Here is a 23,165-nt window from a genome sequence, read left to right on the forward strand (position 1 = left end):
TTTTCGTAATTTAGCGTGCAACTGTGCTCACAGGCAAGAAACGCTTACTCCTGCCCGGTCGAAATCAGCATCTTATGGCCCTCGATATCCAGCCTGCGGAACGACATGTTGTATGCGCGGGCAAGATTGGGCGGCGTCAGAACCTGATCCCGCGTACCGCTGGCGATCATCTTCCCCTTCGCCAGCAGCCACACCCGATGGGCATGTCGCAAGGTGTGGTTGAGGTCATGGCTGCTCATCACCACGGCGATGCCTTTTCGGCTCAGCGCGCTTAGCAGCGTATCCAGGGCCGCCTGCTGCGCCACATCCAGACCGCTCATCGGTTCATCGAGAAGCAGCATCCGACCATGCGGGTTACCGGCCGGGTGGATCTGGACGATGACAGCCGCCAGACGTACCCGCTGCCATTCGCCGCCGGATAGCTGGCTGACATGCCGGGAGAGTTTATCTTCCAGCCCCAGCGCCGCGGCCACGTCCGCCAGCAGCGCCGTACGGTGTTTGTCGTGCAAATGCAGCATCAGATACTGCCAGACCGGCATCGCAAAGGGCGGCACCTGCTGCTGCACGAGATAGCTGCGCCGATGCGCCAGTGAGACCGGCGACCAGTCGGCCAGCGTATGCTCCAGCAACGTTATCTGCCCTTCTCCGGCAGTCATGCCCGCCATCCTTGCCAGCAGCGTGCTCTTTCCGGCGCCGTTTGGCCCGACAAGATGCAGGATTTCTCCCGCATTGACGGTGCCGGTTATCGGCTCCAGACGTCCCTTCTCGGCAACGTCCGTGAGCTGCATCAGCAGCGACATTATTTCGCCAGCGCCAGCTTGATAGATTCCATGACGATCGGATCTTCAGGGGTCATATCCGGTGAAAAACGCTGAACGACCTGGCCGTCGCGACCAATCAGGAATTTTTCGAAGTTCCAGAGTATATCGTCCGGGTAAAGCGGCGCGCGGCCTTTGCTGGCCATGCGTTCATAAAAACCGCTGCCTTCCGGCGCAACGGCTTTCGGTGCGGCAGCGATCAGCTTCGCATACAGCGGATGGCGGCCTTCACCGTTGACATCGATTTTGCTGAACAGCGGGAACGTCACCCCGTAAGTGGTGCTGCAGAAGGTTTTAATCTCCTCTTCGCTGCCCGGCTCCTGGCCCAGGAACTGGTTGCAGGGGAAGCCCAGCACGGTGAAACCGTCTTTTTCCCAGGCCTTCTGAATGTTTTCCAGCTGCTCGTACTGCGGCGTCAGGCCGCATTTGGATGCCACGTTGACGATCAGCAACACGTTGCCTTTGTAGCCTTCCAGCGTGGTTTTATCGCCATCAATGGTGGTCACTTCAGTATTCAGGATATCTGACTGCATAGCATTTCCTCAGGTTGTCGATTTAACGTCCAGCTTTTAATAGTAGCCAGATAAAGACCGGCGCGCCCAGCGTGGCGGTCACCACGCCGATGGGCAACTCTGCAGCCGTCAGGGCAAGCCGGGCGATGATGTCAGCAACCAGCAGCGTGACGGCCCCGGCAACCGCCGAGGCCGGAAGCAGGGTTCGATGGTCCGTGAGGCCACACAGACGGAGCATGTGCGGGATCACCAGGCCAATAAAGCCAATCGCGCCCGCCAGGGCCACGCTGACGCCGACCAGCCAGCCAATGGCGATCACCAGCGCATTACGCCAGAACCCAATCGGCATGCCCAGCTGGCGGGCTGAGGTTTCACCCAGCGCGAGCATATTCAGCGGCTGCGCCTGCAGGGCTGCCCACACGATGACCGGCACCAGCAGTGCCATCAGCCAGCCCTGCTGCCAGTCGACGCCGCCAAAGCCGCCCATCATCCAGTACATGAGCTGCCGCAGGTCAAAGGAGGTCGAGAAGTAGACCGCCCAGGTCATCAGCGCGCTGCAGATGATCCCCAGCGCAACGCCGGCAAGCAGCAGACGGCTGGTCGATAAATGCCGTCTGGCAAAACGAAGCAGGATGAGCGTTATCAGTAATGCGCCAAGGATCGCGCTCAGGCTAATACGCCATCCGGAGAGTTCGCCTCCGCCCAGCATTACCGCCGCAATCAGCCCCACGCCCGCACCGTTGGACACGCCGAGCAGCCCGGGCTCCGCCAGGGGATTCTCAAACAATGCCTGCATTATGGTGCCGCACAGCGCCAGCGCGGCGCCCACCAGCATCACCGCGACGGTCCGCGGCAGACGAATTTGCCAGACGAAGAGCTGTCCGTCAGGCCCCCACCAGCTTTCGGGCCCTATCCATCGGTCACCGGCGCAGAGGCTAACGCCTGCGGCAATAATGAGCAGCAGCGCCAGCAAAAGCAGGCGACGCCGATCGGAACGGTGCTGGTGATGGGCATAATCAAGCATGTGTACGGTTTTAGTAGCGTGAGATGTAATTGATTTTACGGCGGGTTTACCAAAGAGCGCAAAGAAAAAAGGCCGCGTGGGCGGCCTTTTTAGTTAGTTCATATTACTCTGCTTTGGGCGTTGCGTTTTCGACACGGCTTTTTAACTTCTGGCCGGGTCTGAAGGTCACCACGCGGCGGGCTGTAATGGGAATATCTTCCCCCGTCTTCGGGTTGCGGCCCGGACGTTGGTTTTTGTCGCGCAAATCAAAATTGCCAAAACCGGAGAGTTTTACCTGCTCACCATTTTCCAGAGCACGACGGATCTCTTCGAAAAACAGCTCTACCAGCTCTTTGGCATCCCGTTTGCTAAGCCCAAGCTTATCAAACAGATATTCTGACATTTCAGCTTTTGTAAGCGCCATAGGTTCAATCCCTCAATGATGCCTGGAATCGCTCTTTTAATGCCTCTACACATTTGGCGACGGTAGCGGCAATCTCCTCTTCTTCGAGTGTACGGCTGGTATCCTGAAGGATCAGGCTGATAGCCAGGCTCTTAAAGCCCTCTGCTACGCCCTTGCCGCGGTACACGTCAAATAAGTTTACGCCAACTACCTGATTTACGCCAACTTTCTTACATTCGGCCAAAATATCTGCTGCGGGCACATTTTCCGCGACCACAACCGCGATATCACGGCGGTTTGCCGGGAAGCGGGAGACGTCCTGAGCCTGAGGAATCACGCGGTCTGCCACCAGGTTCCATTCCAGCTCGAACACGATGGTACGGCCGTTCAGGTCCAGTTTACGCTCCAGCTCAGGGTGAACAACCCCAATAAAACCAATGCGTTTGCCGTCTAAATAGAGGGCAGCGCTCTGGCCTGGATGCAGGGCCGGAATGGCTTCTGCGCGGAATTCAATTTCAGATAATTTACCGGTCAGATCCAGAATCGCTTCCAGATCGCCCTTCATATCGTAGAAATCAACCGTGCCTTTTGCCAGGTCCCAGTGTTCTTCATAGCGGTTACCGCTGATGGCGCCAGCCAGCATGAGATCCTGACGGATGCCTAAATTTGCCTGATTATCCGGTACAAAGCGCAAACCGCTTTCGAAAATTCGCACGCGGTTTTGCTGGCGATTCTGGTTATAAACGATAGTGCCCAACAGGCCCGTCCACAGGGACAGACGCATCGCGGACATTTCGCTGGAGATTGGGCTTGGCAGGATCAGCGCTTCCTGACCCGGGTGGATCAGCTGCTGCAGTTTTGGATCAACAAAGCTGTAGGTGATCACTTCCTGGTAGCCTTTGTCGTTCAGCATGGTCTTCACACGCTTCAGGGACAGGTCGGCTTCACGGTGGGTGCCCATCACCAGACCGGCCTGGACAGGCTCGTCAGGGATGTTGTTGTAGCCATAAACACGGGCCACTTCTTCCACCAGATCTTCTTCAATTTCCATGTCGAAACGCCATGATGGCGCAACGGCTTTCCACTCGTCCTGGCCTTCGGTCACTTCACAGCCCAGACGCTTCAGGATATCGGTCACCTGCGCATCGGCAACATGGTGCCCAATCAGACGATCCAGCTTGCTGCGGCGCAGGGTGATGGTCGCACGCTTCGGCAGCGTCGCTTCGTTGGTGACGTCGATCACCGGGCCCGCTTCGCCGCCGCAGATGTCGATCAGCAGGCGGGTGGCACGTTCCATTGCTTTGTACTGCAGCGCCGGGTCAACGCCACGCTCGTAGCGATGAGACGCATCGGTGTGCAGACCGTGACGGCGTGCGCGACCGGTGATAGAGAGCGGGCTGAAGAACGCGCACTCCAGCAGCACGTTTTGGGTTTCGTCGTTGACGCCCGAATGTTCGCCACCGAAGATACCGCCCATTGCCAGCGCTTTGCTGTGGTCAGCAATCACCAGGGTGTCGGCGTTCAGTTTCGCTTCGCTGCCGTCCAGCAGAACCAGGGTTTCACCCTCTTTCGCCATGCGCACCACAATGCCGCCTTCGATACGATCTTTATCGAACGCGTGCATTGGCTGGCCCAGCTCCAGCAGAACGTAGTTGGTCACGTCGACCACGGCGTCGATAGAGCGGATACCGCAGCGGCGTAGCTTCTCTTTCATCCACAGCGGGGTTGGCGCCTTAACGTTGATGCCTTTCACCACGCGACCGAGGTAGCGCGGGCAAGCATCCGCAGCGTCAACCTGAATAGGCAGCACGTCACTGATGGTCGCTTCAACCGGCGCAATGTCCGGCGCGTTCAGTTCGGTCTGGTTCAGCACGGCAACGTCGCGCGCCACGCCGATGATCCCTAAGCAGTCGGCACGGTTTGGCGTGACGCTGATTTCGATGGTGTTGTCATCAAGCTTCAGGTACTCACGGATATCGGTGCCGATTGGCGCATCCAGCGGCAGCTCAATGATGCCGTTGTGATCGTCGGAAATACCCAGCTCGGAGAAGGAACACAGCATGCCTTCAGACGGCTCGCCGCGCAGCTTAGCCGCTTTGATTTTGAAATCGCCCGGCAGTACCGCACCGACGGTCGCCACGGCCACTTTCAGCCCCTGACGGCAGTTTGGCGCACCGCAGACGATATCCAGCAGACGGTCACCGCCTACGTTTACTTTTGTTACGCGCAGTTTGTCCGCGTTAGGATGCTGGCCGCACTCTACCACTTCGCCGACGACCACGCCGTTGAATGCGCCAGAAACCGGCTCAACGCCGTCCACTTCCAGACCAGCCATGGTGATCTGGTTAGAAAGCGCGTCGCTGTCCAGCGTGGTGTTTACCCACTCGCGTAACCACAGTTCACTGAATTTCATTGTTCTGTCCTGCCCTTATTTAAACTGTTTGAGGAAACGCAGATCGTTTTCGAAGAATGCACGTAAGTCGGTCACGCCGTAGCGCAGCATGGTCAGACGCTCCATGCCCATACCAAAGGCAAAGCCGGAGTAAACTTCCGGATCGATACCCACGTTGCGCAGTACGTTTGGATGCACCATGCCGCAGCCCAGCACTTCCAGCCATTTGCCGTTTTTGCCCATCACGTCAACTTCCGCAGACGGTTCGGTGAACGGGAAGTAGGACGGACGGAAACGAACCTGCAGATCTTCCTCAAAGAAGTTGTTCAGGAAATCGTGCAGCGTGCCCTTCAGGTTGGTGAAGCTGATGTTTTTATCAACAATCAGGCCTTCCATCTGGTGGAACATTGGGGTGTGGGTCTGATCGTAGTCGTTACGATAGACGCGGCCCGGCGCGATAATACGGATTGGCGGTGCCTGATCCTTCATGGTACGGATCTGAACGCCGGAGGTCTGGGTACGCAGCAGACGCGTCGCGTCGAACCAGAAAGTGTCGTGGTCAGCGCGTGCCGGATGATGGCCAGGAATGTTCAGAGCATCGAAGTTGTGGTAATCATCTTCGATTTCCGGGCCAGTCGCCACGGTAAAGCCGAGCTCACCGAAGAAACTTTCAATGCGATCGATGGTACGGGTAACCGGGTGCAGACCGCCGTTCTCGATGCGGCGACCCGGCAGAGAGACGTCGATCGTCTCTGCGGCCAGACGCGCATTCAGCACCGCGCTTTCCAGCTCGGCTTTGCGTGCGTTCAGCGCCTGCTGTACCTGCTCTTTGGCTTCGTTAATCACCGCCCCCGCTGCCGGGCGTTCTTCTGGCGGCAGCTCACGCAGGGTTGTCATTTGAAGGGTCAAGTGCCCTTTCTTCCCAAGATATTCGACGCGGACATTGTCTAACGCGGCAACATCTGAGGCCTGATTAATGGCGGCTGTTGCACTGGCAACCAGCTCTGCGAGATGTGACATGATTTTCCTCATTATGTCGGTGCAGACACCGATTTGGTGGAGTTATTCTCTCAAATTCAGGCACAAAAAAAGCCTCCATCGGGAGGCTTATCTGGCGCTGTTTTTCGTTTCATCTTTCACGCGCTAGCCTCCTGAAGTCAGGTGCTAAAGTAAAAGAAGAAGCGGAAAATAGCAGCATTCATGCTTGCGTTACCTTGTTGGGTAAAAACCGTTGAGACCTTATTGAAAAGCCTGCACGGGTAAATGTCAATCTTCTTACAGGGTTATATGAAAAGAGGGAGCCAGGCCCCCTCTCTCAACTGGCTTATGCCAGTGCTGCTTTCGCTTTTTCGACCAGAGCGGTGAACGCTACTTTGTCGAATACTGCGATGTCAGCCAGGATCTTACGGTCGATTTCAACAGAGGCTTTTTTCAGGCCGTTGATGAATTTGCTGTAAGAAATACCGTTCTGACGTGCTGCTGCGTTGATACGCGCAATCCACAGTTGACGGAACTGACGCTTACGCTGACGACGGTCACGGTAAGCGTACTGACCTGCTTTGATAACAGCCTGGAAGGCAACGCGGTATACGCGTGAACGCGCACCGTAGTAGCCTTTAGCTTGTTTCAAAATTTTCTTGTGACGTGCACGTGCAATTACACCACGTTTTACGCGAGCCATGTGTGCTCTCCTGTATCTATTCTAAGTTAAAAAAGTTAAACGAAACGACTTATGCGTACGGCAGGCACGCGATGACCAGGCCCAGATCGCCTTTAGAAACCATGGCTTTTGGACGCAGGTGACGTTTACGCTTGGTAGCTTTCTTAGTCAGAATGTGACGCAGGTTAGCGTGCTTGTGCTTAAAACCACCTTTACCGGTTTTTTTGAAGCGCTTAGCAGCACCGCGTACGGTCTTAATTTTTGGCATTTTAATAACTTCCACTTCGCATTGTTAAATAAACGAAACATAGGCGAACAAAACCTATGAAACCCGAAGGCTCCACAGATTTTGCTGCTTGAAGGCCTTACTGTTTCTTCTTAGGAGCGAGCACCATGATCATCTGGCGGCCTTCGATCTTCGTAGGGAAGGATTCGACTACTGCCAGTTCACTCAGATCGTCACGGACGCGGTTAAGCACTTCCATACCAATCTGTTGGTGGGCCATCTCACGACCGCGGAAACGCAGTGTGATCTTGGCCTTATCGCCATCTTCCAGAAAGCGAATCAGGCTGCGGAGTTTTACCTGATAATCGCCATCGTCGGTACCAGGACGGAATTTGATTTCCTTAACCTGGATAACTTTTTGCTTCTTCTTCTGTTCCTTAGAAGACTTACTCTTTTCATAAAGGAACTTGCCGTAGTCCATGATACGACAAACTGGCGGTTCGGCGTTAGGGCTGATTTCAACTAAATCTACTCCAGCTTCTTCAGCCTTTTCGATTGCTTCTCTCAGACTCACAATCCCCAGCTGCTCGCCTTCCAGACCTGTTAAGCGAACTTCCTGGGCGCGAATCTCGCCATTGATACGATTCGGACGTGCCGTTTGAACTCGTTTTCCGCCTTTAATACCTTATTCCTCCAGTTGTTGAAGACTGCGGCTGCGAATCTCTTGTTGCAGCTTCTCAATCACTTCACTTACGTCCAGGCTGCCCAGGTCTTTACCACGGCGGGTGCGAACGGCAACTTTGCCTGCTTCCACCTCTTTATCACCACAGACCAACATATACGGGACACGACGTAAAGTGTGCTCGCGGATTTTAAAGCCAATCTTCTCATTTCTCAAGTCTGCTTTTACGCGAATGCCCGCATTTTGTAGTTTCTGCGTCAATTCTTTAACGTAATCTGCCTGAGAATCGGTAATGTTCATCACCACCACCTGCACCGGCGCAAGCCAGGTTGGGAAGAAGCCGGCGAACTCTTCGGTCAGGATGCCGATGAAGCGCTCCAGAGAACCGAGAATGGCACGGTGAATCATTACCGGCACCTGACGCTCGTTGTCTTCGCCTACATAAGAGGCGCTTAAACGCTGCGGCAGGGAGAAGTCCAGCTGTACAGTACCGCACTGCCATGCGCGATCGAGGCAGTCATACAGGGTAAATTCAATTTTCGGACCGTAGAATGCGCCCTCGCCCAGCTGGTATTCGAACGGAATGCCGTTCTCTTCCAGCGCTACGGCGAGATCCGCTTCTGCGCGATCCCAGATCTCATCGCTACCGATACGTTTTTCCGGACGCGTTGAGAGTTTGACCACGATCTTCTCGAAGCCAAAGGTGCTGTACATATCGTAGACCATACGGATACAGGCGTTAACTTCGTCACGAACCTGATCTTCGGTACAGAAGATATGCGCATCATCCTGCGTAAAGCCACGCACGCGCATCAGACCGTGCAACGCACCTGATGGCTCGTTACGGTGGCAGCTCCCGAACTCCGCCATACGCAGCGGCAGGTCACGGTAGGATTTCAGACCCTGGTTGAAGATCTGAACGTGTCCCGGGCAGTTCATTGGCTTGATGCAGTATTCACGGTTCTCAGACGAGGTGGTGAACATCGCATCTTTGTAGTTGTCCCAGTGGCCGGTTTTTTCCCACAGCACACGGTCCATCATGAACGGGCCTTTCACTTCCTGATACTGGTACTCTTTCAGCTTGGAGCGTACGAAAGTTTCCAGTTCACGGAAGATGGTCCAGCCGTCGTTATGCCAGAACACCATACCCGGCGCTTCTTCCTGCATGTGGTACAGGTCAAGCTGCTTACCGATTTTACGGTGGTCACGCTTCGCCGCCTCTTCCAGGCGCAGCAGGTAGGCGTTCAGGGCTTTTTTATCGGCCCACGCGGTACCATAGATACGCTGCAACATCTTGTTGTTGCTGTCGCCACGCCAGTAGGCGCCGGCGATCTTCATCAGCTTAAAGTGATGACAGAAGCGCATGTTCGGCACGTGCGGTCCACGGCACATGTCGACGTATTCTTCGTGATGGTACAAGCCAGGCTTGTCATCATGCGAAATGTTTTCGTCAAGAATCGAGACTTTATAGCTCTCGCCACGCTTCACGAAGGTTTCACGCGCTTCGTGCCAGCTGACTTTCTTCTTGATGACGTCATAGTTTGTTTCGGCGAGCTCGTGCATACGTTTTTCGAGCGCGTCGATATCTTCCTGAGTCAGGGTGTGGTCAAGGTCAACGTCGTAGTAGAAACCATTATCGATAACCGGACCGATCGCCATTTTGGTGTTTGGCCACAGCTGTTTGATGGCATGGCCTAACAGGTGCGCGCAGGAGTGACGAATGATCTCCAGACCTTCTTCATCTTTTGCGGTAATGATCGCAAGCGTCGCATCGTTTTCGATCAGATCGGAGGCATCTACCAGCTCACCGTTAACGCGGCCGGCGATAGTCGCTTTCGCGAGACCAGGACCGATGTCCAGGGCAACATCCATTGGGCTAACAGCACGGTCGAAATGGCGTTGGCTGCCATCAGGAAGAGTAATTACAGGCATTTTATATCCTTATTTGCAGTGATGCCCCACACATAAGAGCATATACAAAGAAAATAATCGTGATTTGACAATAGATTACGACACCATCTGACCAACAATCGTCAAATTGGTTCGTCATCATTCACCTGCCGGAAAATCAGACAACGCCGGATATACGGCAAGCCTTGCAATGTTAACACTAACAAAAGGGAGATTGCACCCTCTGCTGGCAGATTGATGTGCTGGCACTTTCGCATGAATTTGCAGGTCGCATAATCCCGGTGCTCGCATTTCAAAGATGCTGGGCTAATCTTGAACAGGTCTTTAAACCCAAAGGTGCATACTATGAACGTATCCAGTAGAACGGTTGTGATTTTAAACATCCTTTCCGCCACAGGTTTATTGTTGATTCTCGCCGAACGATTCCACTGGTTCTGAGCCGAACCCTGCGCTGGCATAACCCAATCGTTCCTGAGTAGGGGCATATTTCGGCCCTGTTTGGTAGACTGTGGGTATCAACGAACAAGGATTAGGTTATGCCAACAAAACGATTTGCCGTAAAACACTGGAAAATGGTGCTGGTGCTGATCGCCATCTGCGGCGCAATGCTGTTACTCCGTTGGGCGGCAATGATTTGGGGTTAGGGGCGAATACTGCTCATCAGAAGGGACGTCACAAGACCAGACAGAATAAACGGGCCGACATGATCATCGGCCCGTCTTCATTACATTCTATAACCCAGTGAAACCGTGGTTCTGCGGTCGGTATGATCCGGTGCAGATTCGGGTGGTGAAGAGTTCCAGGTCACGTTGTAGGCGACTTTCAGACCAAAGTGTTCGTTAATGGCCACGTTCAGCGCCGTCTCAGAGTTCAGCGTCGTATCGTCGGCACCAAATACAGAAACACCCTGGGTAAATTTGGTGTTGTCAGTCATCTGCCAGGCATAGGTGCCGGAAGCGTAACCGAGCGGTTGGGTTTTGGTATCGCCATTGGTGTACTCGTCATAACGCACACCCGGACCGAATTCAAAACGGAGGCTGTGTACCGGACCGTTCAGGAACTGACGACCATAACCCGCGGTGAACACGTCACGCTGGCGATAACCATTGTAACGGTCGGTTAACCAGCTTGCCTGACCAAACAGGTAATCATAGTCGGTCATGTTGTAACGGCTACGTCCGCCAACCGCATATTTCTCGGAAGAACGTTCGTCATTAGCGGACGTATTGCTGGCATTACCCCACAGAGACCAGGCGGTGGTATTACCGTACCAGGTAAGCGTACTGTCCGCCGTCAGAGAAGAGCTTTTCGTGTTACCGGATTGTGCCAGGTACCCAGCGTTCAGGTTACCTTCAAACGGTTTTTTCGCGGTGGAGGGATCGTCCATGACAGTAAAAACGGAATCATCGGCGGTCGCGTTCATAGCCGCAAACACGCCACCCGCCAGCATCAGTGCAGCGGGAACTGTCTTTAAAAGCTTCATTTTATTAAGGAGTCCGTACAACAAAAAAAGAGACCACACGGTCCCGGAATCTTTCTTGAGGATCAATGACAAGGCGTCCAGAGAAAGGTAACAAATTATAAAAAGCCGCAAATAACATAGCAATGTTTTCTTATTTCATTTTTTGAATAAGAACGATCCCAAAAAGCGTTTTATTTTATATATCTCCGGCCTTACTTTTATTCAGTATTCATATTTAAAATCATACTGTTATTTACGTTGCCTTCCTGACAAATGGTGCCAGACTAAAAGGAACCCATGCTAAAAGGAGGTAATGATGGTTTCTATCTACACCCTGACGCTCTCCCCTTCCCTTGATTCCGCCACTCTGACGCCGCAGATTTACCCGGAAGGTAAATTGCGCTGTAGCGCCCCGGTCTTTGAGCCCGGCGGTGGCGGTATCAACGTGGCGCGCGCCATTACCCATCTCGGCGGCAAGGCCACGGCCATTTTTCCCGCAGGCGGTGCCACCGGCGAACACCTGGTCTCTCTGCTGGCAGATGAACAAGTTGCCGTAGAAACCGTCGAGGCGAAAGACTGGACGCGGCAAAACCTGCATGTCCACGTTGAATCCAGCGGCGAGCAGTACCGGTTTGTCATGCCGGGTGCGAAACTCACCGATGACGAGTTTCGTCAGCTTGAAGAGAAAGTACTGACCATTGAAAGCGGCGCGCTGCTGGTGGTAAGCGGCAGCCTGCCACCCGGCGTCAGCACGGAAAAATTAACCGCGCTTATTCAGGCGGCGCAGCAACGCGGTATCCGCTGCATCGTTGACAGCAGCGGCGAGGCCCTGCAGGCGGCCTTAGTGCCGGGCAATCTTGAACTGGTCAAACCCAACCAGAAAGAGCTAAGCGCGCTGGTCAACCGCGACTTGACGCAGCCTGACGATGTGCGCACCGCCGCGCAGGAGCTGGTGCGCAGCGGCAAAGCGCGGCGCGTGGTGGTTTCCCTTGGTCCGCAGGGGGCACTGGCCGTCGATGAAACGTCGTCCGTTCAGGTTGTTCCTCCGCCAATGAAGAGCCAGAGCACGGTTGGCGCGGGTGACAGCATGGTAGGCGCGATGACGCTTAAGCTGGCGCAGGGCGCGTCACTGCAGGAGATGACGCGCTACGGCGTGGCGGCGGGTAGCGCCGCTACCATCAACCAGGGCACGCGTCTCTGTTCGCTGGCCGATACGCAAAAAATTGTCGATTATCTGTCCCGAAATTAACCCCTGTTCCCCTTCATCCTTATGGAGGGGAATGTCATCACCGAGTCGCCAAACGCAAACTATCGACTATGCTAAGAAAACTTCCATGATAACAATGAGGTGAATTATGAGCAGTGGTGACATCACCCGCTACGTCGTAACCGTCAACCTTCATGAAGCATCGCTGACCGAGCTGAATGAGCTCAACAACGCCTTCACCCGGGCTAATTTTCTCCTCACGCTCACGGATGACGAGGGCAATATTCATGATTTAGGCACCCTGGCATTTGGTCTGATAGGTGCCCTGAATAAAGAAGAGGTTCATGCGCTGGCCGCCAGTCTGGTGGAAAGTGTGACCGACAAGCCAGCCGAAATTGACGTCGACACCTGGGAAAGCTGGCAGAAAAAAGAACAATAAGTGCCCTGTATGAAATTAAACCGCTCAGGTGTGCGTTAGTTCGTATTTTTTTACCGCAATAATGCGCTAACTTTATGATCTGGCAGACAACATGGGAGAGTCAACATGTGGCAGGCTATCAGTCATCTTTTAAGTGAGCAGCTGGGTGAAGGTGAAATTGAACTGCGTAACGAACTGCCAGGCGGAGAGATCCACGCCGCGTGGCATTTACGCTACGCAGGGCGCGATCTCTTCGTAAAATGCGATGAACGTGAGCTGTTGCCGATATTTACCGCCGAAGCCGATCAGCTTGAACTGTTGTCGCGCAGTAAAACGGTGACGGTCCCGCAGGTGCTGGCCGTCGGTAGCGACCGCGATTACAGTTTTCTGGTCATGGAATATCTCCCCGCCCGTCCGCTGGATGCCCATAACGCTTTCATTCTTGGCCAGCAGCTAGCACGCCTCCATCAGTGGAGCGACCAGCCGCAGTTTGGTCTCGATTTTGACAATGACCTCTCCACCACGCCACAGCCCAATGCCTGGCAGCGACGCTGGTCGACGTTTTTTGCCGAGCAGCGCATTGGCTGGCAGCTTGAGCTTGCCGCCGAGAAAGGGCTGGAATTTGGCAATATAGACGCCATCGTCGAGCACGTGCAGCAGCGTCTGGCCTCCCACCAGCCGCAGGCGTCTCTGCTCCACGGTGATTTGTGGTCCGATAACTGCGCGCTGGGGCCCAACGGCCCCTATATCTTCGACCCGGCCTGCTACTGGGGTGACCGAGAGTGTGACCTTGCCATGCTGCCGCTGCACCCTGAACAACCGCCGCAGATATATGACGGTTATCAGTCGGTTTCTCCCCTGCCGCCCGGCTTCCTCGACCGTCAACCGGTGTACCAGCTTTATACGCTGATGAACCGCGCCATACTTTTTGGTGGGGAACACCTGGTTAACGCACAGCGTGCGCTTGAGCGCATGCTTGCCGCCTGAGACGCGAACGGGTGGCCTTGCCGCCACCCGTATCGGTTACAGAAAACCGAGCAGTGAGAAGAAGAAGTATCCTGCCACAATGATAATCACGGGAAGGATATAGAGCGGGAAGATTTGCAGGAAAATAGTGTGACGCGGCACAACAATGCGGGATTCAATCTGCTCCCGGCTCATGCCTTCCAGGCCTTTGGCCTGCTCCAGAATGAGCTGGTCCTCAACACCCTCGCGTAAAAAGCGCGTCTGACGGCTCATTCGCGCGCCAGAGGCCTGCAGCGCCAGCGCAACAAAGATCAGGGCGTATATCACCCAAAAGCCGATATTCAGCTGATGGTGAAAATCCGGGGTGGGTGAGTTAAACCAGAAGACATTCAAGAATGGCGTATTAAAACGCATCATCTCAATCATCACATGCGCAAAATCAAGCATAACCGCATTGATACCCGGCTGTTTTTCGCTGTGATCGTACATAAATTTGAGTACAGAAATCAGCGTAGAAATGACGGCAGGAATAAAAATCACCCAGCCAGCAATACGTTTTAAGACCGCAATGCGTCCAGCTTGTTGATACGTCATCAGTTCCTCTTCATAAAGACGCGTTATTTGTGCATAAGTCTACCTGCTGGTCATCAATTTCGCCCGCTCTTTAAAAGCAATATGCTAAATTGCAGAGTGTGCTTAGCACTTATCGTCTGTCGAACACCCTGGATAAGGAGACGTTGTGATGTCGACACCGCGCCAAATTCTTGCCGCAATTTTTGACATGGATGGATTACTGATCGATTCCGAACCGTTGTGGGATCGCGCTGAACTGGACGTCATGGCCAGCCTGGGCGTGGATATCAGCCGCCGTAATGAACTTCCCGATACGCTGGGCCTGCGCATCGATATGGTGGTTGACCTGTGGTATGCCCAACAGCCGTGGGCTGGACCAGGTCGTGATGAAGTGACCGCGCGCATTATCAGCCGCGCCATTTCGCTGGTAGAAGAGAGCAAGCCGCTGCTGCCCGGCGTACGTGAGGCGGTCGCGCTGTGTAAAGCCCAGGGGCTGAAGGTCGGCCTGGCCTCGGCGTCACCGCTGCATATGCTGGAAAAAGTGCTCGTCATGTTTGAACTGCGCGACAGTTTCGACGCGCTTGCCTCCGCTGAGAAATTGCCTTACAGCAAGCCGCACCCGCAGGTCTATCTGGACTGTGCCGCTAAGCTCGGCCTGGATCCCCTCAACTGCGTTGCGCTGGAAGATTCCGTTAACGGCATGGTGGCCTCTAAAGCCGCGCGGATGCGCTCCATTGTGGTGCCTGCGGAAGAAGGCCGCCACGATCCCCGGTTCGCGCTTGCCGATGTGAAGCTACATTCACTGGCAGAACTGACGGCGCGCCATCTGCAGGGCGGTTAACGCCCTCCTCCGGTTTGTGACAAACAGTTACACCGTCACCTCTTCCGCCTACTGTATAAAAACCCTATACTGTATGAATTGACAGTTTTGTGGGTTTTATCATGACGGCGGAAGGCCACCTGCTTTTTTCTATCGCGTGCGCAGTATTTGCCAAAAACGCTGAACTCACCCCCGTGCTGGCACAGGGGGACTGGTGGCATATCGTCCCTTCCGCCGTATTGACCTGTCTGCTGCCTGACATCGACCACCCCAAGTCGTTCCTCGGACAGCGCCTGAAGTGGGTATCGAAACCCATCGCCCGCGCGTTCGGCCACCGGGGGTTTACGCACAGCCTGCTGGCCGTGTTTGGCCTGCTGACGCTTTTCTATTTAAAAGTGCCCGAAAGCTGGATCGTCCCCGGTGATGCCATTCAGGGGATGGTGCTGGGATATTTAAGCCATATTCTGGCCGATATGCTGACGCCCGCGGGCGTACCGCTGCTGTGGCCCTGCCGCTGGCGCTTCCGTTTTCCCATTCTCGCACCGCAGAAAGGGAACCAGCTGGAGCGCGTCTTGTGCATGGCGCTGTTTGCTTACGCCGTCTGGATGCCGCAAACGTTGCCCGAAAACAGTGCAGTCCGCTGGTCTTCCCAGATGATTAATTCGCTGCAATTTCAGTTCAATCGCTTTATTCATCACCAGATTGAACAGTAAACCAACAAAATTATCCCATTTGTCATAATCCATTCCATTTGGATATAAGCGCTACATCACACTTCTGCTAACCTTCCGCCAACAGGATCGGTAAAAACCGACCCGATAATAAATCAGGAGAACGGGGATGAATTTTCCACTCATCGCGAACGTCGTTGTGTTCGCTGTATTGCTATTGCTTCTCGCGCAGGCGCGCCACAAACAGTGGAGCCTGGCGAAAAAGGTGCTGGTTGGTCTGGCCATGGGTGTCGTATTTGGTCTGGCATTACAGGCAATTTATGGCTCCGATAATCCAGTTCTGAAAGATTCCATTCAGTGGTTCAACATTGTCGGTAACGGCTATGTCCAGCTGCTGCAGATGATCGTTATGCCGCTGGTCTTCGCCTCTATTCTGAGCGCCGTTGCCCGCCTGCACAACGCGACCCAGTTGGGAAAAATCAGTTTCCTGACCATCGGCACGCTGCTGTTCACCACGCTGATTGCCGCGCTGGTGGGTGTGCTGGTCACTAACCTGTTTGGTCTGACTGCAGAGGGTCTGGTTCAGGGTACCGCTGAAACGGCGCGTCTGACCGCGATTCAGACCAACTACGTTGGGAAAGTGGCTGACCTGACCGTGCCGCAGATGGTGCTCTCCTTCATTCCGAAGAACCCGTTTGCTGACCTGACCGGTGCGAGCCCAACCTCGATCATCAGCGTGGTTATTTTCGCCGCGTTCCTGGGCGTAGCGGCGCTGAAGTTGCTGAAAGACGATGCGCCAAAAGGCGAACGCGTGCTGACCGCAATTGACACCCTGCAAAGCTGGGTGATGAAGCTGGTCCGTCTGGTCATGCAGCTCACCCCTTACGGCGTGCTGGCGCTGATGACCAAAGTGGTTGCCGGCTCTAACCTGCAGGACATCATTAAGCTGGGCAGCTTCGTTGTCGCCTCTTACCTGGGCCTGGGCATTATGTTCGTGGTGCACGGCATCCTGCTGGGCGTGAACGGCGTCAGCCCGCTGAAGTACTTCCGTAAGGTCTGGCCGGTACTGACCTTTGCCTTCACCAGCCGTTCCAGCGCCGCGTCTATCCCGCTGAACGTTGAAGCGCAAACCCGTCGTCTGGGCGTGCCTGAATCTATCGCCAGCTTCTCTGCCTCCTTTGGTGCCACCATTGGTCAGAACGGCTGTGCGGGTCTGTACCCGGCGATGCTGGCGGTAATGGTTGCTCCTACAGTCGGCATCAACCCGCTGGATCCGGTCTGGATCGCCACGCTGGTCGGGATTGTCACCGTAAGCTCCGCAGGCGTTGCGGGTGTTGGCGGCGGCGCAACCTTCGCCGCGCTGATTGTGCTGCCTGCGCTGGGTCTGCCCGTGACGCTGGTCGCCCTGCTGATCTCCGTTGAGCCGCTGATCGACATGGGTCGTACCGCGCTGAATGTGAGCGGCTCCATGACCGCCGGTACGCTGACCAGCCAGTGGCTGAAGCAGACCGACAAAGCGATTCTGGAAAGTGAAGACGACGCCGAGCTGGCGCACCGCTAAACACGTTAGAAATAAAAAAACCGCCTGATGGCGGTTTTTTTATGGCTGTTATTCTTCAACCTCTTCATCCTGGCGGATCTGCATCGCCCACCGCTGTGCGGACTCCGGCACCGTAAAGGTGGGAGAGCGACGGAAATGCTCGCCGACCAGCACAAAGGCCACGTATTTCCCCCGTAACTGCCACACATCGCGAAAGCCCTCCACTTTCAGGGCATGGTCTGGCGGCGCGGGCTCAACGCGGGGCACATAGCTAATAACCTGGCGGTTTTGTTGACGAAGAGGTTTCATAAGCAACGGATTCACTAAAGCAAATTCTTGAAGCAGGAAAATTCTATGATAGCCGATCCTGCTGCCTTCCGTCGCGCTCCGAGTGGGTGAGATGGCTCCTTTCGCTAATCACGGCATATGAAAACTCTTAGTTCGCGAACCATGTCGCGACATTGTTCTATCCTTAATAGGGTTTTTAGCAATGGATAAAGGAGAAGCGTGCAATGTCGAACAAAGATAAAACACATCAATCACCCATTCATGGCACTGAAGAATCTCAACCGGGTATGGACTCTCTCGCTCCCGCTGACGGCTCTCACCGCCCCTCCCCTGGCCCCTCCGCACCGGGCGAACAGCCTACCGCACCGGGAAGCATGAAATCGCCGGACACGGGAAACGAGAAGCTGAAATCTCTTGAACCACACCGAAAAGGCGGTGAAGGTTTCGCGCTCACGACCAATCAGGGCGTACGCATTGCTGACGATCAAAACTCCCTTCGCGCAGGCGCGCGCGGGCCAACCCTGCTGGAAGACTTTATCCTGCGGGAAAAAATCACCCATTTTGACCACGAGCGGATACCAGAACGCATCGTCCACGCGCGCGGTTCCGCTGCGCACGGCTACTTTCAGCCCTACAAGAGCCTGAAAGCGATCACCAAAGCGGATTTCCTCTCCGACCCGGATAAAATCACCCCGGTCTTTGTGCGTTTCTCCACCGTGCAGGGTGGCGCGGGGTCGGCAGATACCGTCCGGGATATCCGCGGCTTTGCCACCAAGTTTTATACCGAAGAGGGTATTTTCGATCTGGTCGGCAATAACACGCCGGTGTTTTTCATTCAGGATGCGCATAAATTTCCTGACTTTGTCCATGCGGTAAAACCGGAGCCCCACTGGGCCATACCGCAGGGACAAAGTGCGCACGACACCTTCTGGGACTATGTTTCCCTGCAGCCTGAAACCTTACACAACGTGATGTGGGCGATGTCAGACCGCGGGATTCCGCGCAGCTACCGCACCATGGAAGGGTTTGGCATCCATACCTTCCGTTTGATCAATGCCGAGGGGAAAGCCACGTTTGTCCGCTTCCACTGGAAGCCTGTCGCGGGTAAAGCCTCGCTGGTGTGGGACGAGGCGCAGAAGCTGACCGGGCGCGATCCGGACTTCCATCGCCGCGAGCTGTGGGAATCCATTGAAGCGGGCGACTTCCCGGAATACGAACTTGGCCTGCAGCTCATACCGGAAGAGGACGAATTTAAGTTCGATTTCGACCTTCTGGACCCGACGAAGCTGATCCCGGAAGAGCTGGTGCCGGTGCAGCTGGTGGGTAAAATGGTGCTTAACCGTAACCCGGATAACTTCTTTGCCGAAAACGAGCAGGCCGCGTTCCACCCGGGGCATATCGTGCCGGGGCTGGACTTCACCAACGATCCGCTCCTGCAGGGACGCCTGTTCTCCTATACCGATACGCAGATTAGCCGACTCGGCGGGCCGAACTTCCACGAAATTCCGATTAACCGCCCAACCTGCCCGTATCACAACTTCCAGCGCGACGGGATGCACCGTCAGGATATTGATACCAACCCGGCAAACTATGAGCCGAACTCCATCAACGATAACTGGCCGCGTGAAACACCTCCCGGACCGAAACGCGGTGGATTCGAATCGTATCAGGAGCGCATCGATGGCAATAAAATTCGCGAGCGCAGCCCCTCGTTCGGTGAGTATTACGCCCACCCTCGCCTGTTCTGGAACAGCCAGACGCCGATTGAGCAACAGCACATCATCGGCGGCTTCAGCTTCGAGCTGAGTAAAGTGGTGCGCACCTACATCCGCGAGCGCGTGGTCGATCAGCTGGCGCATATTGATATTCAGCTTGCCCAGAGCGTCGCGGATAACCTGGGCATTACGCTGACCGATGAGCAACGTAACCTTGCTCCGCCGAAAGAGGTTAACGGCGTGAAGAAAGATCCGTCGCTGAGCCTGTATGCAGTGCCGGGCGGCTCGATTAAAGGCCGCGTGGTCGCCATTCTGCTGAACGACAAAACCCGCGCCAGCGACGTGCTGGGGATTATGCAGGCGCTGAAAACCCAGGGCGTGCATGCCAAACTGCTCTATTCCCGCATGGGTGAAGTGACGGCCAACGATGGTTCTGTGCTGCCGGTCGCGGCGACCTTTGCCGGTGCGCCATCACTGACCGTCGATGCGGTGATCGTGCCGTGCGGGGATATTGCCAGCCTGCTGACCAACGGCGACGCCGTCTATTATCTGCTGGAAGCCTATAAGCACCTGAAGCCGATCGCGCTGTCCGGCGACGCGCGGCAGTTCAAAGCGCAGCTGAAGGTGGCCGATCAGGGTGAGGACGGGATTGTCGAGGGAGATAACGTTGACGATGCCTTTATGACGAAGCTGTTTGATTTGCTCGCCGCGCACCGTGTCTGGTCGCGAAGCAGCAAGATCGATCAGATTCCGGCGTAAAAAAAGCCGGGTGGCGCTCGCGCTTACCCGGCCTACATTCGATTGGTTTTGTAGGCCCGGTAAGGCGAAGCCGCCACCGGGCTTTATTTCAAAGATCCCCGAACGTCCCCAACCGATACCCGCGCTCGGCAATCGCGAATTTCAACGACGGCGACGTCAGCACATCCAGCTCCGCCAGACGCGGCCAGCAGTAGGCGCTTTTACGCACGGTGTTATCGACAAAGGCAGGATGTGCCATGACCTCCAGCGAACGTTCACACCGCGCGGCGGAATCATCCAGCACCTTCAGGAACAGCGCGTCGTCGATCTCGTCGCCGTAAAACGCGCTGCTGAACCCCTCAGTGGTGGTGACAGCACAGTCCGGCAATCCGTGCACCTCGCGATCCACGCGCATCGCCACGCCTTTGCGCTGTGCAAACCCGGCAACAAGCGGGAAAATCGCCGGGATCATATGCACGTGGTGATGGCTGTCGATGTGCGTCGGCGTCTGACCAAACACATCAACGAAGCGGTTGAACTGACACTCCAGCTCGCGGGCAATCTCTTCGAGCGGCAGAGCACCCTGCTCCGCCAGTTCCCAAATCCATTTACCCAGCTGGCCATCGCGCGTCAGGCCCGGCATTGGCGAAAGCGGCATCCCGAGCGTCAGCACAAAATGCATGCCTACGCCCAGCTCCGGCACCTCGCGGCTCAGCTGCGCCGCGTGTTCAACCGCCTCACCATTAACCAGCGCCGTTGTAGAGGTCACAACCCCCCGGCGACAGGCTTCAATAATGCCGTAGTTCTGACCTTTCGAGAGGCCAAAATCATCAGCATTAACGATCAGCAGGTTTTCCATTGTGCGTCCTCTTATTGCTGTTTGAACTTCAGCTTCTCGATCGTGGCGGCAAAGTTCGGCAACCATTTTTCATGCGCCAGGATCATCTCGCTGGCCAGTTGCTCCGCGTCGCGGTCAGAATGCACCAGCGGGCTGAGGTTCAGGGCCAGCAGCACGTCATTGAGCTCACCGCTCAGCGCCGCGTTGCTTGCCGCCACTTCAAAGCCTTTGATGGTGTGGATCAGCCCCATGACCTTGTCATCGAAGTGGGTGATACGAGGATGCGGTTTAGCCCCCTCGCGTCCCAGGATGCAGGTCATTTCGACGGCCCAGTCAGCCGGAATATTGTCGACATGGCCGTGGTGCGGCACGTTGACATAGTGCTCCGCCTGCTTGTCGTTGTAGATGGCGTTGATCACTTCACACGCCGCATCGGAGTAGTAGGCCCCGCCGCGCTGCTCCAGCTCTTTCGGTTTGACGTTCAGGTTCGGGTCTTTATACAAATCGAACAGCTGCTTCTCAACCTTCTGAACGATCTGCGCACGCGCGCCGCCCTTATAATACTCGCCCATTTCGATGGCCAGCATCTCTTTCTGCTTGAAGTAGTAAAGCAGGTACGAGCAAGGCAGCAGATTCAGCGAGCGGATCAGCCCTTCGCTGAACGGCAGGTCAAAGATGTTTTTCACCGATGCCGCCGTCAGACGACCGGAGGCTACGCCGTCGAGGAGCTCGGCAAAGCGCGATTTTCCGTTCACGATGACATCTTTAATAAATACCATGTGGTTCAGGCCGAACAGATCGATGGAGAGATCGTCGCTGTCGGTCAGCGCCAGCACGTCGCGGATAAACATCTTCATGCCGATCGGAATGTTGCAGACGCCGATAAAACGTTTGAAGCCGGTATGACGATAGACCGCTTCAGTGACCATGCCGGCCGGGTTGGTGAAGTTAATGACCCACGCGTTCGGGCAGATCTCCTGTACGTCTTTGACGATGTCGAAAATGACCGGGATAGTACGCAGGCCTTTAAACAGGCCGCCCGCGCCGTTAGTCTCCTGCCCCAGATACCCGTGGCTCAGCGGAATACGCTCGTCCAGCTCACGTGCCTTCAGCTGGCCGACGCGCAGCTGGGTGGTGACGAAATCCGCATCTTTCAGCGCCAGACGACGATCGAGGGTTTTATGCACGGTCAGAGGCACGCCCGCTTTTTCCACCATGCGCTTGCACAGGTCGAAAATAATATTCAGCTTCTCCTGACCTTCCTCAACGTCCACCAGCCATAATTCGCTGACCGGTAATTCATGATAACGTTTCAGGAAACCTTCAAGTAATTCCGGGGTGTAGCTGCTGCCGCCACCAATGGTTACGACTTTTAATTTCTTCTGCATAATATCTCCCTTAGCGTATCAGGTTAATCGCCTGCAAGGTATAGCGTGCTCTTCCCGCTATTTGGGCAAGCCATTAAAGCAATATTCGTGGCGGGTAATCCGCCGAAAGTTAATTAATTACCGTCAAATTTTTCCGGTAACTGTTCGGTGTGAATGACGTCAATTTCTTAAAGGTTTTAATAAACAGGCTGGGACTGCTGTATCCTGACTCGTAAGCAATATCGGTGACAGAATAGTTGGTAATTTCCAGCTGTTTTTTAGCAAAATTAATGCGGATTTCATTAATAATTTGCACGGGCGTTTTACGATAATAACGCTGCGTCGCACGGGTCAGATATTCCTGGGATTTGCCCGACAGGGAGACCATATTTTCCAGCGCATTTTCGCTGAACTGGCCTTTGTCGTGCATCAGCTCAACGGTGCTGCGTAGCCATTGCGGAATATCATCCGTCACCTGCTGCTCTTCACGATGATGACGCAGCCGGTTCATCACGTAGAAGGTCACCGTTTCAATAAACTCATCAAATTCATTGTCGCGGAAGTTAAGCGAGGCGATCACCGTTTCAATCCAGGTCATGAACTCGTTTTTGACCCGATAGACCTGAGAGGCCACAAAGCAGAACGGCACCAGCGGCAGATAGTGCTTCTCGAAGAAACGTCTGCTGACGCCCACATTCAGAATGCGGGTGGCACCAAATTCGTAAAAGCTCTGGTGATAAGACCCCATCGGCAGGAAGACGAAATCCCCTCGTTCAAGCAGGACGCGCTTACCGTTGATCTCCTGATAGTAGCGACCGGTCAGAACAATCGTGAACTCGTAGTAGTCATGCTGATGCAGACCACTGGCGCTCTCCGTCTTGTTGTAGATAACCACGTGAAAATTTTTGCCATTAAACAGCTGCTGTTCAAGTGCGGTTTTAATTTCCATCGTGCT

Annotated in this window: 26 protein-coding genes and 1 other annotated feature; of the genes, 9 read left to right on the forward strand and 17 right to left on the reverse strand. The window is 54.9% G+C overall.

The features are described from left to right. Positions 1 to 44 precede the first annotated feature (44 nt). The 11 genes from btuD to thrS form a co-directional block, all read right to left on the reverse strand. Positions 45 to 800: a vitamin B12 ABC transporter ATP-binding protein BtuD gene (gene btuD, locus BMW97_RS04880; RefSeq protein WP_045910266.1), complete on the reverse strand. Its 756-nt coding sequence runs from the start codon at positions 798 to 800 to the stop codon at positions 45 to 47. Continuing rightward, the gene (locus BMW97_RS04885; RefSeq protein ID WP_048027541.1) at positions 800 to 1,351 is read right to left on the reverse strand and encodes a glutathione peroxidase; all 552 of its coding nucleotides are present in this window, start codon (positions 1,349 to 1,351) and stop codon (positions 800 to 802) included. Before BMW97_RS04885 ends, btuD begins: the two co-directional genes overlap by 1 nt. Before the next feature lie 22 nt (positions 1,352 to 1,373). Next, positions 1,374 to 2,354, reverse strand: coding sequence for a vitamin B12 ABC transporter permease BtuC (btuC, locus tag BMW97_RS04890; protein ID WP_045910264.1), 981 nt, complete (start codon positions 2,352 to 2,354; stop codon positions 1,374 to 1,376). Positions 2,355 to 2,457: 103 nt separating this feature from the next. Further along, entirely contained in the window at positions 2,458 to 2,757 is a 300-nt protein-coding gene (gene ihfA / locus BMW97_RS04895; protein ID WP_003857805.1) for an integration host factor subunit alpha, read from the reverse strand. Positions 2,758 to 2,761: 4 nt separating this feature from the next. Further along, on the reverse strand, positions 2,762 to 5,149 hold the full coding sequence (gene pheT, locus BMW97_RS04900) for a phenylalanine--tRNA ligase subunit beta (protein ID WP_045910263.1): 2,388 nt from the start codon (positions 5,147 to 5,149) through the stop codon (positions 2,762 to 2,764). A 15-nt stretch (positions 5,150 to 5,164) separates the two neighbouring features. Next, positions 5,165 to 6,148 (reverse strand): phenylalanine--tRNA ligase subunit alpha, encoded by a 984-nt coding sequence (pheS, locus tag BMW97_RS04905; protein WP_021241084.1) that lies wholly within the window; start codon positions 6,146 to 6,148, stop codon positions 5,165 to 5,167. A gap of 62 nt (positions 6,149 to 6,210) precedes the next feature. Then, positions 6,211 to 6,335, reverse strand: a sequence feature (Phe leader region). Next, the gene (gene pheM, locus BMW97_RS24090; RefSeq protein ID WP_001386830.1) at positions 6,286 to 6,330 is read right to left on the reverse strand and encodes a pheST operon leader peptide PheM; all 45 of its coding nucleotides are present in this window, start codon (positions 6,328 to 6,330) and stop codon (positions 6,286 to 6,288) included. It overlaps the preceding feature by 45 nt. A 117-nt stretch (positions 6,336 to 6,452) precedes the next feature. Next, on the reverse strand, positions 6,453 to 6,809 hold the full coding sequence (gene rplT, locus BMW97_RS04910) for a 50S ribosomal protein L20 (RefSeq protein ID WP_000124850.1): 357 nt from the start codon (positions 6,807 to 6,809) through the stop codon (positions 6,453 to 6,455). A gap of 49 nt (positions 6,810 to 6,858) precedes the next feature. Then, positions 6,859 to 7,056 (reverse strand): 50S ribosomal protein L35, encoded by a 198-nt coding sequence (rpmI, locus tag BMW97_RS04915; protein WP_001124225.1) that lies wholly within the window; start codon positions 7,054 to 7,056, stop codon positions 6,859 to 6,861. 97 nt (positions 7,057 to 7,153) lie between these two features. Continuing rightward, on the reverse strand, positions 7,154 to 7,696 hold the full coding sequence (infC, locus tag BMW97_RS04920) for a translation initiation factor IF-3 (RefSeq protein ID WP_023616141.1): 543 nt from the start codon (positions 7,694 to 7,696) through the stop codon (positions 7,154 to 7,156). 3 nt (positions 7,697 to 7,699) lie between these two features. Further along, a complete protein-coding gene (thrS, locus tag BMW97_RS04925; protein WP_090392566.1) occupies positions 7,700 to 9,628 on the reverse strand; it encodes a threonine--tRNA ligase in 1,929 nt (642 codons plus the stop codon). A 324-nt stretch (positions 9,629 to 9,952) separates the two neighbouring features. Between thrS and yncL the strand changes: the two genes are divergently transcribed. Both yncL and yniD read left to right on the forward strand, forming a co-directional pair. Further along, entirely contained in the window at positions 9,953 to 10,045 is a 93-nt protein-coding gene (gene yncL, locus BMW97_RS04930; RefSeq protein WP_021241082.1) for a stress response membrane protein YncL, read from the forward strand. 98 nt (positions 10,046 to 10,143) lie between these two features. Next, entirely contained in the window at positions 10,144 to 10,251 is a 108-nt protein-coding gene (yniD, locus tag BMW97_RS04935) for a small membrane protein YniD (protein ID WP_008500658.1), read from the forward strand. Between the two features lie 80 nt (positions 10,252 to 10,331). On the opposite strand, the gene BMW97_RS04940 is transcribed toward yniD, so the two are convergent. Beyond that, positions 10,332 to 11,090, reverse strand: a complete 759-nt coding sequence (locus tag BMW97_RS04940) for a DUF481 domain-containing protein (protein WP_021241081.1) — start codon at positions 11,088 to 11,090, stop codon at positions 10,332 to 10,334. A gap of 295 nt (positions 11,091 to 11,385) precedes the next feature. Between BMW97_RS04940 and pfkB the strand changes: the two genes are divergently transcribed. From pfkB to BMW97_RS04955, 3 genes are all read left to right on the forward strand, one after another. Beyond that, positions 11,386 to 12,318 carry a 6-phosphofructokinase II gene (gene pfkB, locus BMW97_RS04945; RefSeq protein ID WP_045910261.1) on the forward strand — a complete coding sequence of 311 codons (933 nt, stop codon included), beginning with the start codon at positions 11,386 to 11,388 and terminating at the stop codon, positions 12,316 to 12,318. Between the two features lie 106 nt (positions 12,319 to 12,424). Continuing rightward, positions 12,425 to 12,715, forward strand: coding sequence for a type V toxin-antitoxin system endoribonuclease antitoxin GhoS (gene ghoS, locus BMW97_RS04950; RefSeq protein WP_008500661.1), 291 nt, complete (start codon positions 12,425 to 12,427; stop codon positions 12,713 to 12,715). A 105-nt stretch (positions 12,716 to 12,820) separates the two neighbouring features. Further along, positions 12,821 to 13,681, forward strand: coding sequence for a fructosamine kinase family protein (locus tag BMW97_RS04955; RefSeq protein WP_008500662.1), 861 nt, complete (start codon positions 12,821 to 12,823; stop codon positions 13,679 to 13,681). Positions 13,682 to 13,717: 36 nt separating this feature from the next. On the opposite strand, the gene BMW97_RS04960 is transcribed toward BMW97_RS04955, so the two are convergent. After that, the gene (locus tag BMW97_RS04960) at positions 13,718 to 14,254 is read right to left on the reverse strand and encodes a YniB family protein (RefSeq protein ID WP_045910260.1); all 537 of its coding nucleotides are present in this window, start codon (positions 14,252 to 14,254) and stop codon (positions 13,718 to 13,720) included. A gap of 148 nt (positions 14,255 to 14,402) precedes the next feature. Here BMW97_RS04960 and hxpB point away from each other — a divergent pair, with 148 nt between their 5' ends. The 3 genes from hxpB (at position 14,403) to BMW97_RS04975 (ending at position 17,285) form a co-directional block, all read left to right on the forward strand. After that, positions 14,403 to 15,074, forward strand: coding sequence for a hexitol phosphatase HxpB (gene hxpB / locus BMW97_RS04965; protein WP_045910259.1), 672 nt, complete (start codon positions 14,403 to 14,405; stop codon positions 15,072 to 15,074). A gap of 101 nt (positions 15,075 to 15,175) precedes the next feature. Further along, positions 15,176 to 15,766 carry a metal-dependent hydrolase gene (locus BMW97_RS04970; protein WP_032644865.1) on the forward strand — a complete coding sequence of 197 codons (591 nt, stop codon included), beginning with the start codon at positions 15,176 to 15,178 and terminating at the stop codon, positions 15,764 to 15,766. Between the two features lie 127 nt (positions 15,767 to 15,893). After that, positions 15,894 to 17,285 (forward strand): L-cystine transporter, encoded by a 1,392-nt coding sequence (locus BMW97_RS04975; RefSeq protein WP_045336125.1) that lies wholly within the window; start codon positions 15,894 to 15,896, stop codon positions 17,283 to 17,285. Between the two features lie 48 nt (positions 17,286 to 17,333). Here BMW97_RS04975 and cedA read toward each other — a convergent pair whose 3' ends face one another. Then, positions 17,334 to 17,609, reverse strand: a complete 276-nt coding sequence (cedA, locus tag BMW97_RS04980; RefSeq protein ID WP_258526576.1) for a cell division activator CedA — start codon at positions 17,607 to 17,609, stop codon at positions 17,334 to 17,336. A 167-nt stretch (positions 17,610 to 17,776) separates the two neighbouring features. On the opposite strand from cedA, the gene katE reads away from it, so the two are divergent. Continuing rightward, positions 17,777 to 20,026 (forward strand): catalase HPII, encoded by a 2,250-nt coding sequence (gene katE / locus BMW97_RS04985; RefSeq protein WP_045910258.1) that lies wholly within the window; start codon positions 17,777 to 17,779, stop codon positions 20,024 to 20,026. 88 nt (positions 20,027 to 20,114) lie between these two features. Here the strand turns inward: katE and chbG are convergent, their stop codons facing one another. The 3 genes from chbG to chbR form a co-directional block, all read right to left on the reverse strand. After that, on the reverse strand, positions 20,115 to 20,864 hold the full coding sequence (chbG, locus tag BMW97_RS04990) for a chitin disaccharide deacetylase (protein WP_045910257.1): 750 nt from the start codon (positions 20,862 to 20,864) through the stop codon (positions 20,115 to 20,117). Positions 20,865 to 20,875: 11 nt separating this feature from the next. Further along, entirely contained in the window at positions 20,876 to 22,231 is a 1,356-nt protein-coding gene (locus BMW97_RS04995; RefSeq protein ID WP_045910256.1) for a 6-phospho-beta-glucosidase, read from the reverse strand. Between the two features lie 109 nt (positions 22,232 to 22,340). Beyond that, entirely contained in the window at positions 22,341 to 23,159 is an 819-nt protein-coding gene (gene chbR / locus BMW97_RS05000) for a transcriptional regulator ChbR (RefSeq protein WP_029740446.1), read from the reverse strand. Positions 23,160 to 23,165: the final 6 nt, after the last annotated feature.

Source organism: Enterobacter sp. NFIX58 (genome assembly GCF_900110475.1).
Classification (GTDB): Bacteria; Pseudomonadota; Gammaproteobacteria; order Enterobacterales; family Enterobacteriaceae; genus Enterobacter; species Enterobacter quasiroggenkampii.

Excerpts from the sequence above, each read along its gene's own strand:
- BMW97_RS04955 (WP_008500662.1), top strand. The coding sequence starts at position 12,821 with ATGTGGCAGGCTATCAGTCATCTTTTAAGTGAGCAGCTGGGTGAAGGT.
- rplT (WP_000124850.1), bottom strand. The coding sequence starts at position 6,809 with ATGGCTCGCGTAAAACGTGGTGTAATTGCACGTGCACGTCACAAGAAA.
- pheT (WP_045910263.1), bottom strand. The coding sequence starts at position 5,149 with ATGAAATTCAGTGAACTGTGGTTACGCGAGTGGGTAAACACCACGCTG.
- yncL (WP_021241082.1), top strand. The coding sequence starts at position 9,953 with ATGAACGTATCCAGTAGAACGGTTGTGATTTTAAACATCCTTTCCGCC.
- BMW97_RS04970 (WP_032644865.1), top strand. The coding sequence starts at position 15,176 with ATGACGGCGGAAGGCCACCTGCTTTTTTCTATCGCGTGCGCAGTATTT.
- BMW97_RS04995 (WP_045910256.1), bottom strand. The coding sequence starts at position 22,231 with ATGCAGAAGAAATTAAAAGTCGTAACCATTGGTGGCGGCAGCAGCTAC.
- yniD (WP_008500658.1), top strand. The coding sequence starts at position 10,144 with ATGCCAACAAAACGATTTGCCGTAAAACACTGGAAAATGGTGCTGGTG.
- thrS (WP_090392566.1), bottom strand. The coding sequence starts at position 9,628 with ATGCCTGTAATTACTCTTCCTGATGGCAGCCAACGCCATTTCGACCGT.
- ghoS (WP_008500661.1), top strand. The coding sequence starts at position 12,425 with ATGAGCAGTGGTGACATCACCCGCTACGTCGTAACCGTCAACCTTCAT.
- pfkB (WP_045910261.1), top strand. The coding sequence starts at position 11,386 with ATGGTTTCTATCTACACCCTGACGCTCTCCCCTTCCCTTGATTCCGCC.
- rpmI (WP_001124225.1), bottom strand. The coding sequence starts at position 7,056 with ATGCCAAAAATTAAGACCGTACGCGGTGCTGCTAAGCGCTTCAAAAAA.
- BMW97_RS04885 (WP_048027541.1), bottom strand. The coding sequence starts at position 1,351 with ATGCAGTCAGATATCCTGAATACTGAAGTGACCACCATTGATGGCGAT.
- ihfA (WP_003857805.1), bottom strand. The coding sequence starts at position 2,757 with ATGGCGCTTACAAAAGCTGAAATGTCAGAATATCTGTTTGATAAGCTT.
- chbG (WP_045910257.1), bottom strand. The coding sequence starts at position 20,864 with ATGGAAAACCTGCTGATCGTTAATGCTGATGATTTTGGCCTCTCGAAA.
- katE (WP_045910258.1), top strand. The coding sequence starts at position 17,777 with ATGTCGAACAAAGATAAAACACATCAATCACCCATTCATGGCACTGAA.
- hxpB (WP_045910259.1), top strand. The coding sequence starts at position 14,403 with ATGTCGACACCGCGCCAAATTCTTGCCGCAATTTTTGACATGGATGGA.
- btuC (WP_045910264.1), bottom strand. The coding sequence starts at position 2,354 with ATGCTTGATTATGCCCATCACCAGCACCGTTCCGATCGGCGTCGCCTG.
- BMW97_RS04960 (WP_045910260.1), bottom strand. The coding sequence starts at position 14,254 with ATGACGTATCAACAAGCTGGACGCATTGCGGTCTTAAAACGTATTGCT.
- BMW97_RS04975 (WP_045336125.1), top strand. The coding sequence starts at position 15,894 with ATGAATTTTCCACTCATCGCGAACGTCGTTGTGTTCGCTGTATTGCTA.
- btuD (WP_045910266.1), bottom strand. The coding sequence starts at position 800 with ATGTCGCTGCTGATGCAGCTCACGGACGTTGCCGAGAAGGGACGTCTG.
- chbR (WP_029740446.1), bottom strand. The coding sequence starts at position 23,159 with ATGGAAATTAAAACCGCACTTGAACAGCAGCTGTTTAATGGCAAAAAT.
- pheS (WP_021241084.1), bottom strand. The coding sequence starts at position 6,148 with ATGTCACATCTCGCAGAGCTGGTTGCCAGTGCAACAGCCGCCATTAAT.
- BMW97_RS04940 (WP_021241081.1), bottom strand. The coding sequence starts at position 11,090 with ATGAAGCTTTTAAAGACAGTTCCCGCTGCACTGATGCTGGCGGGTGGC.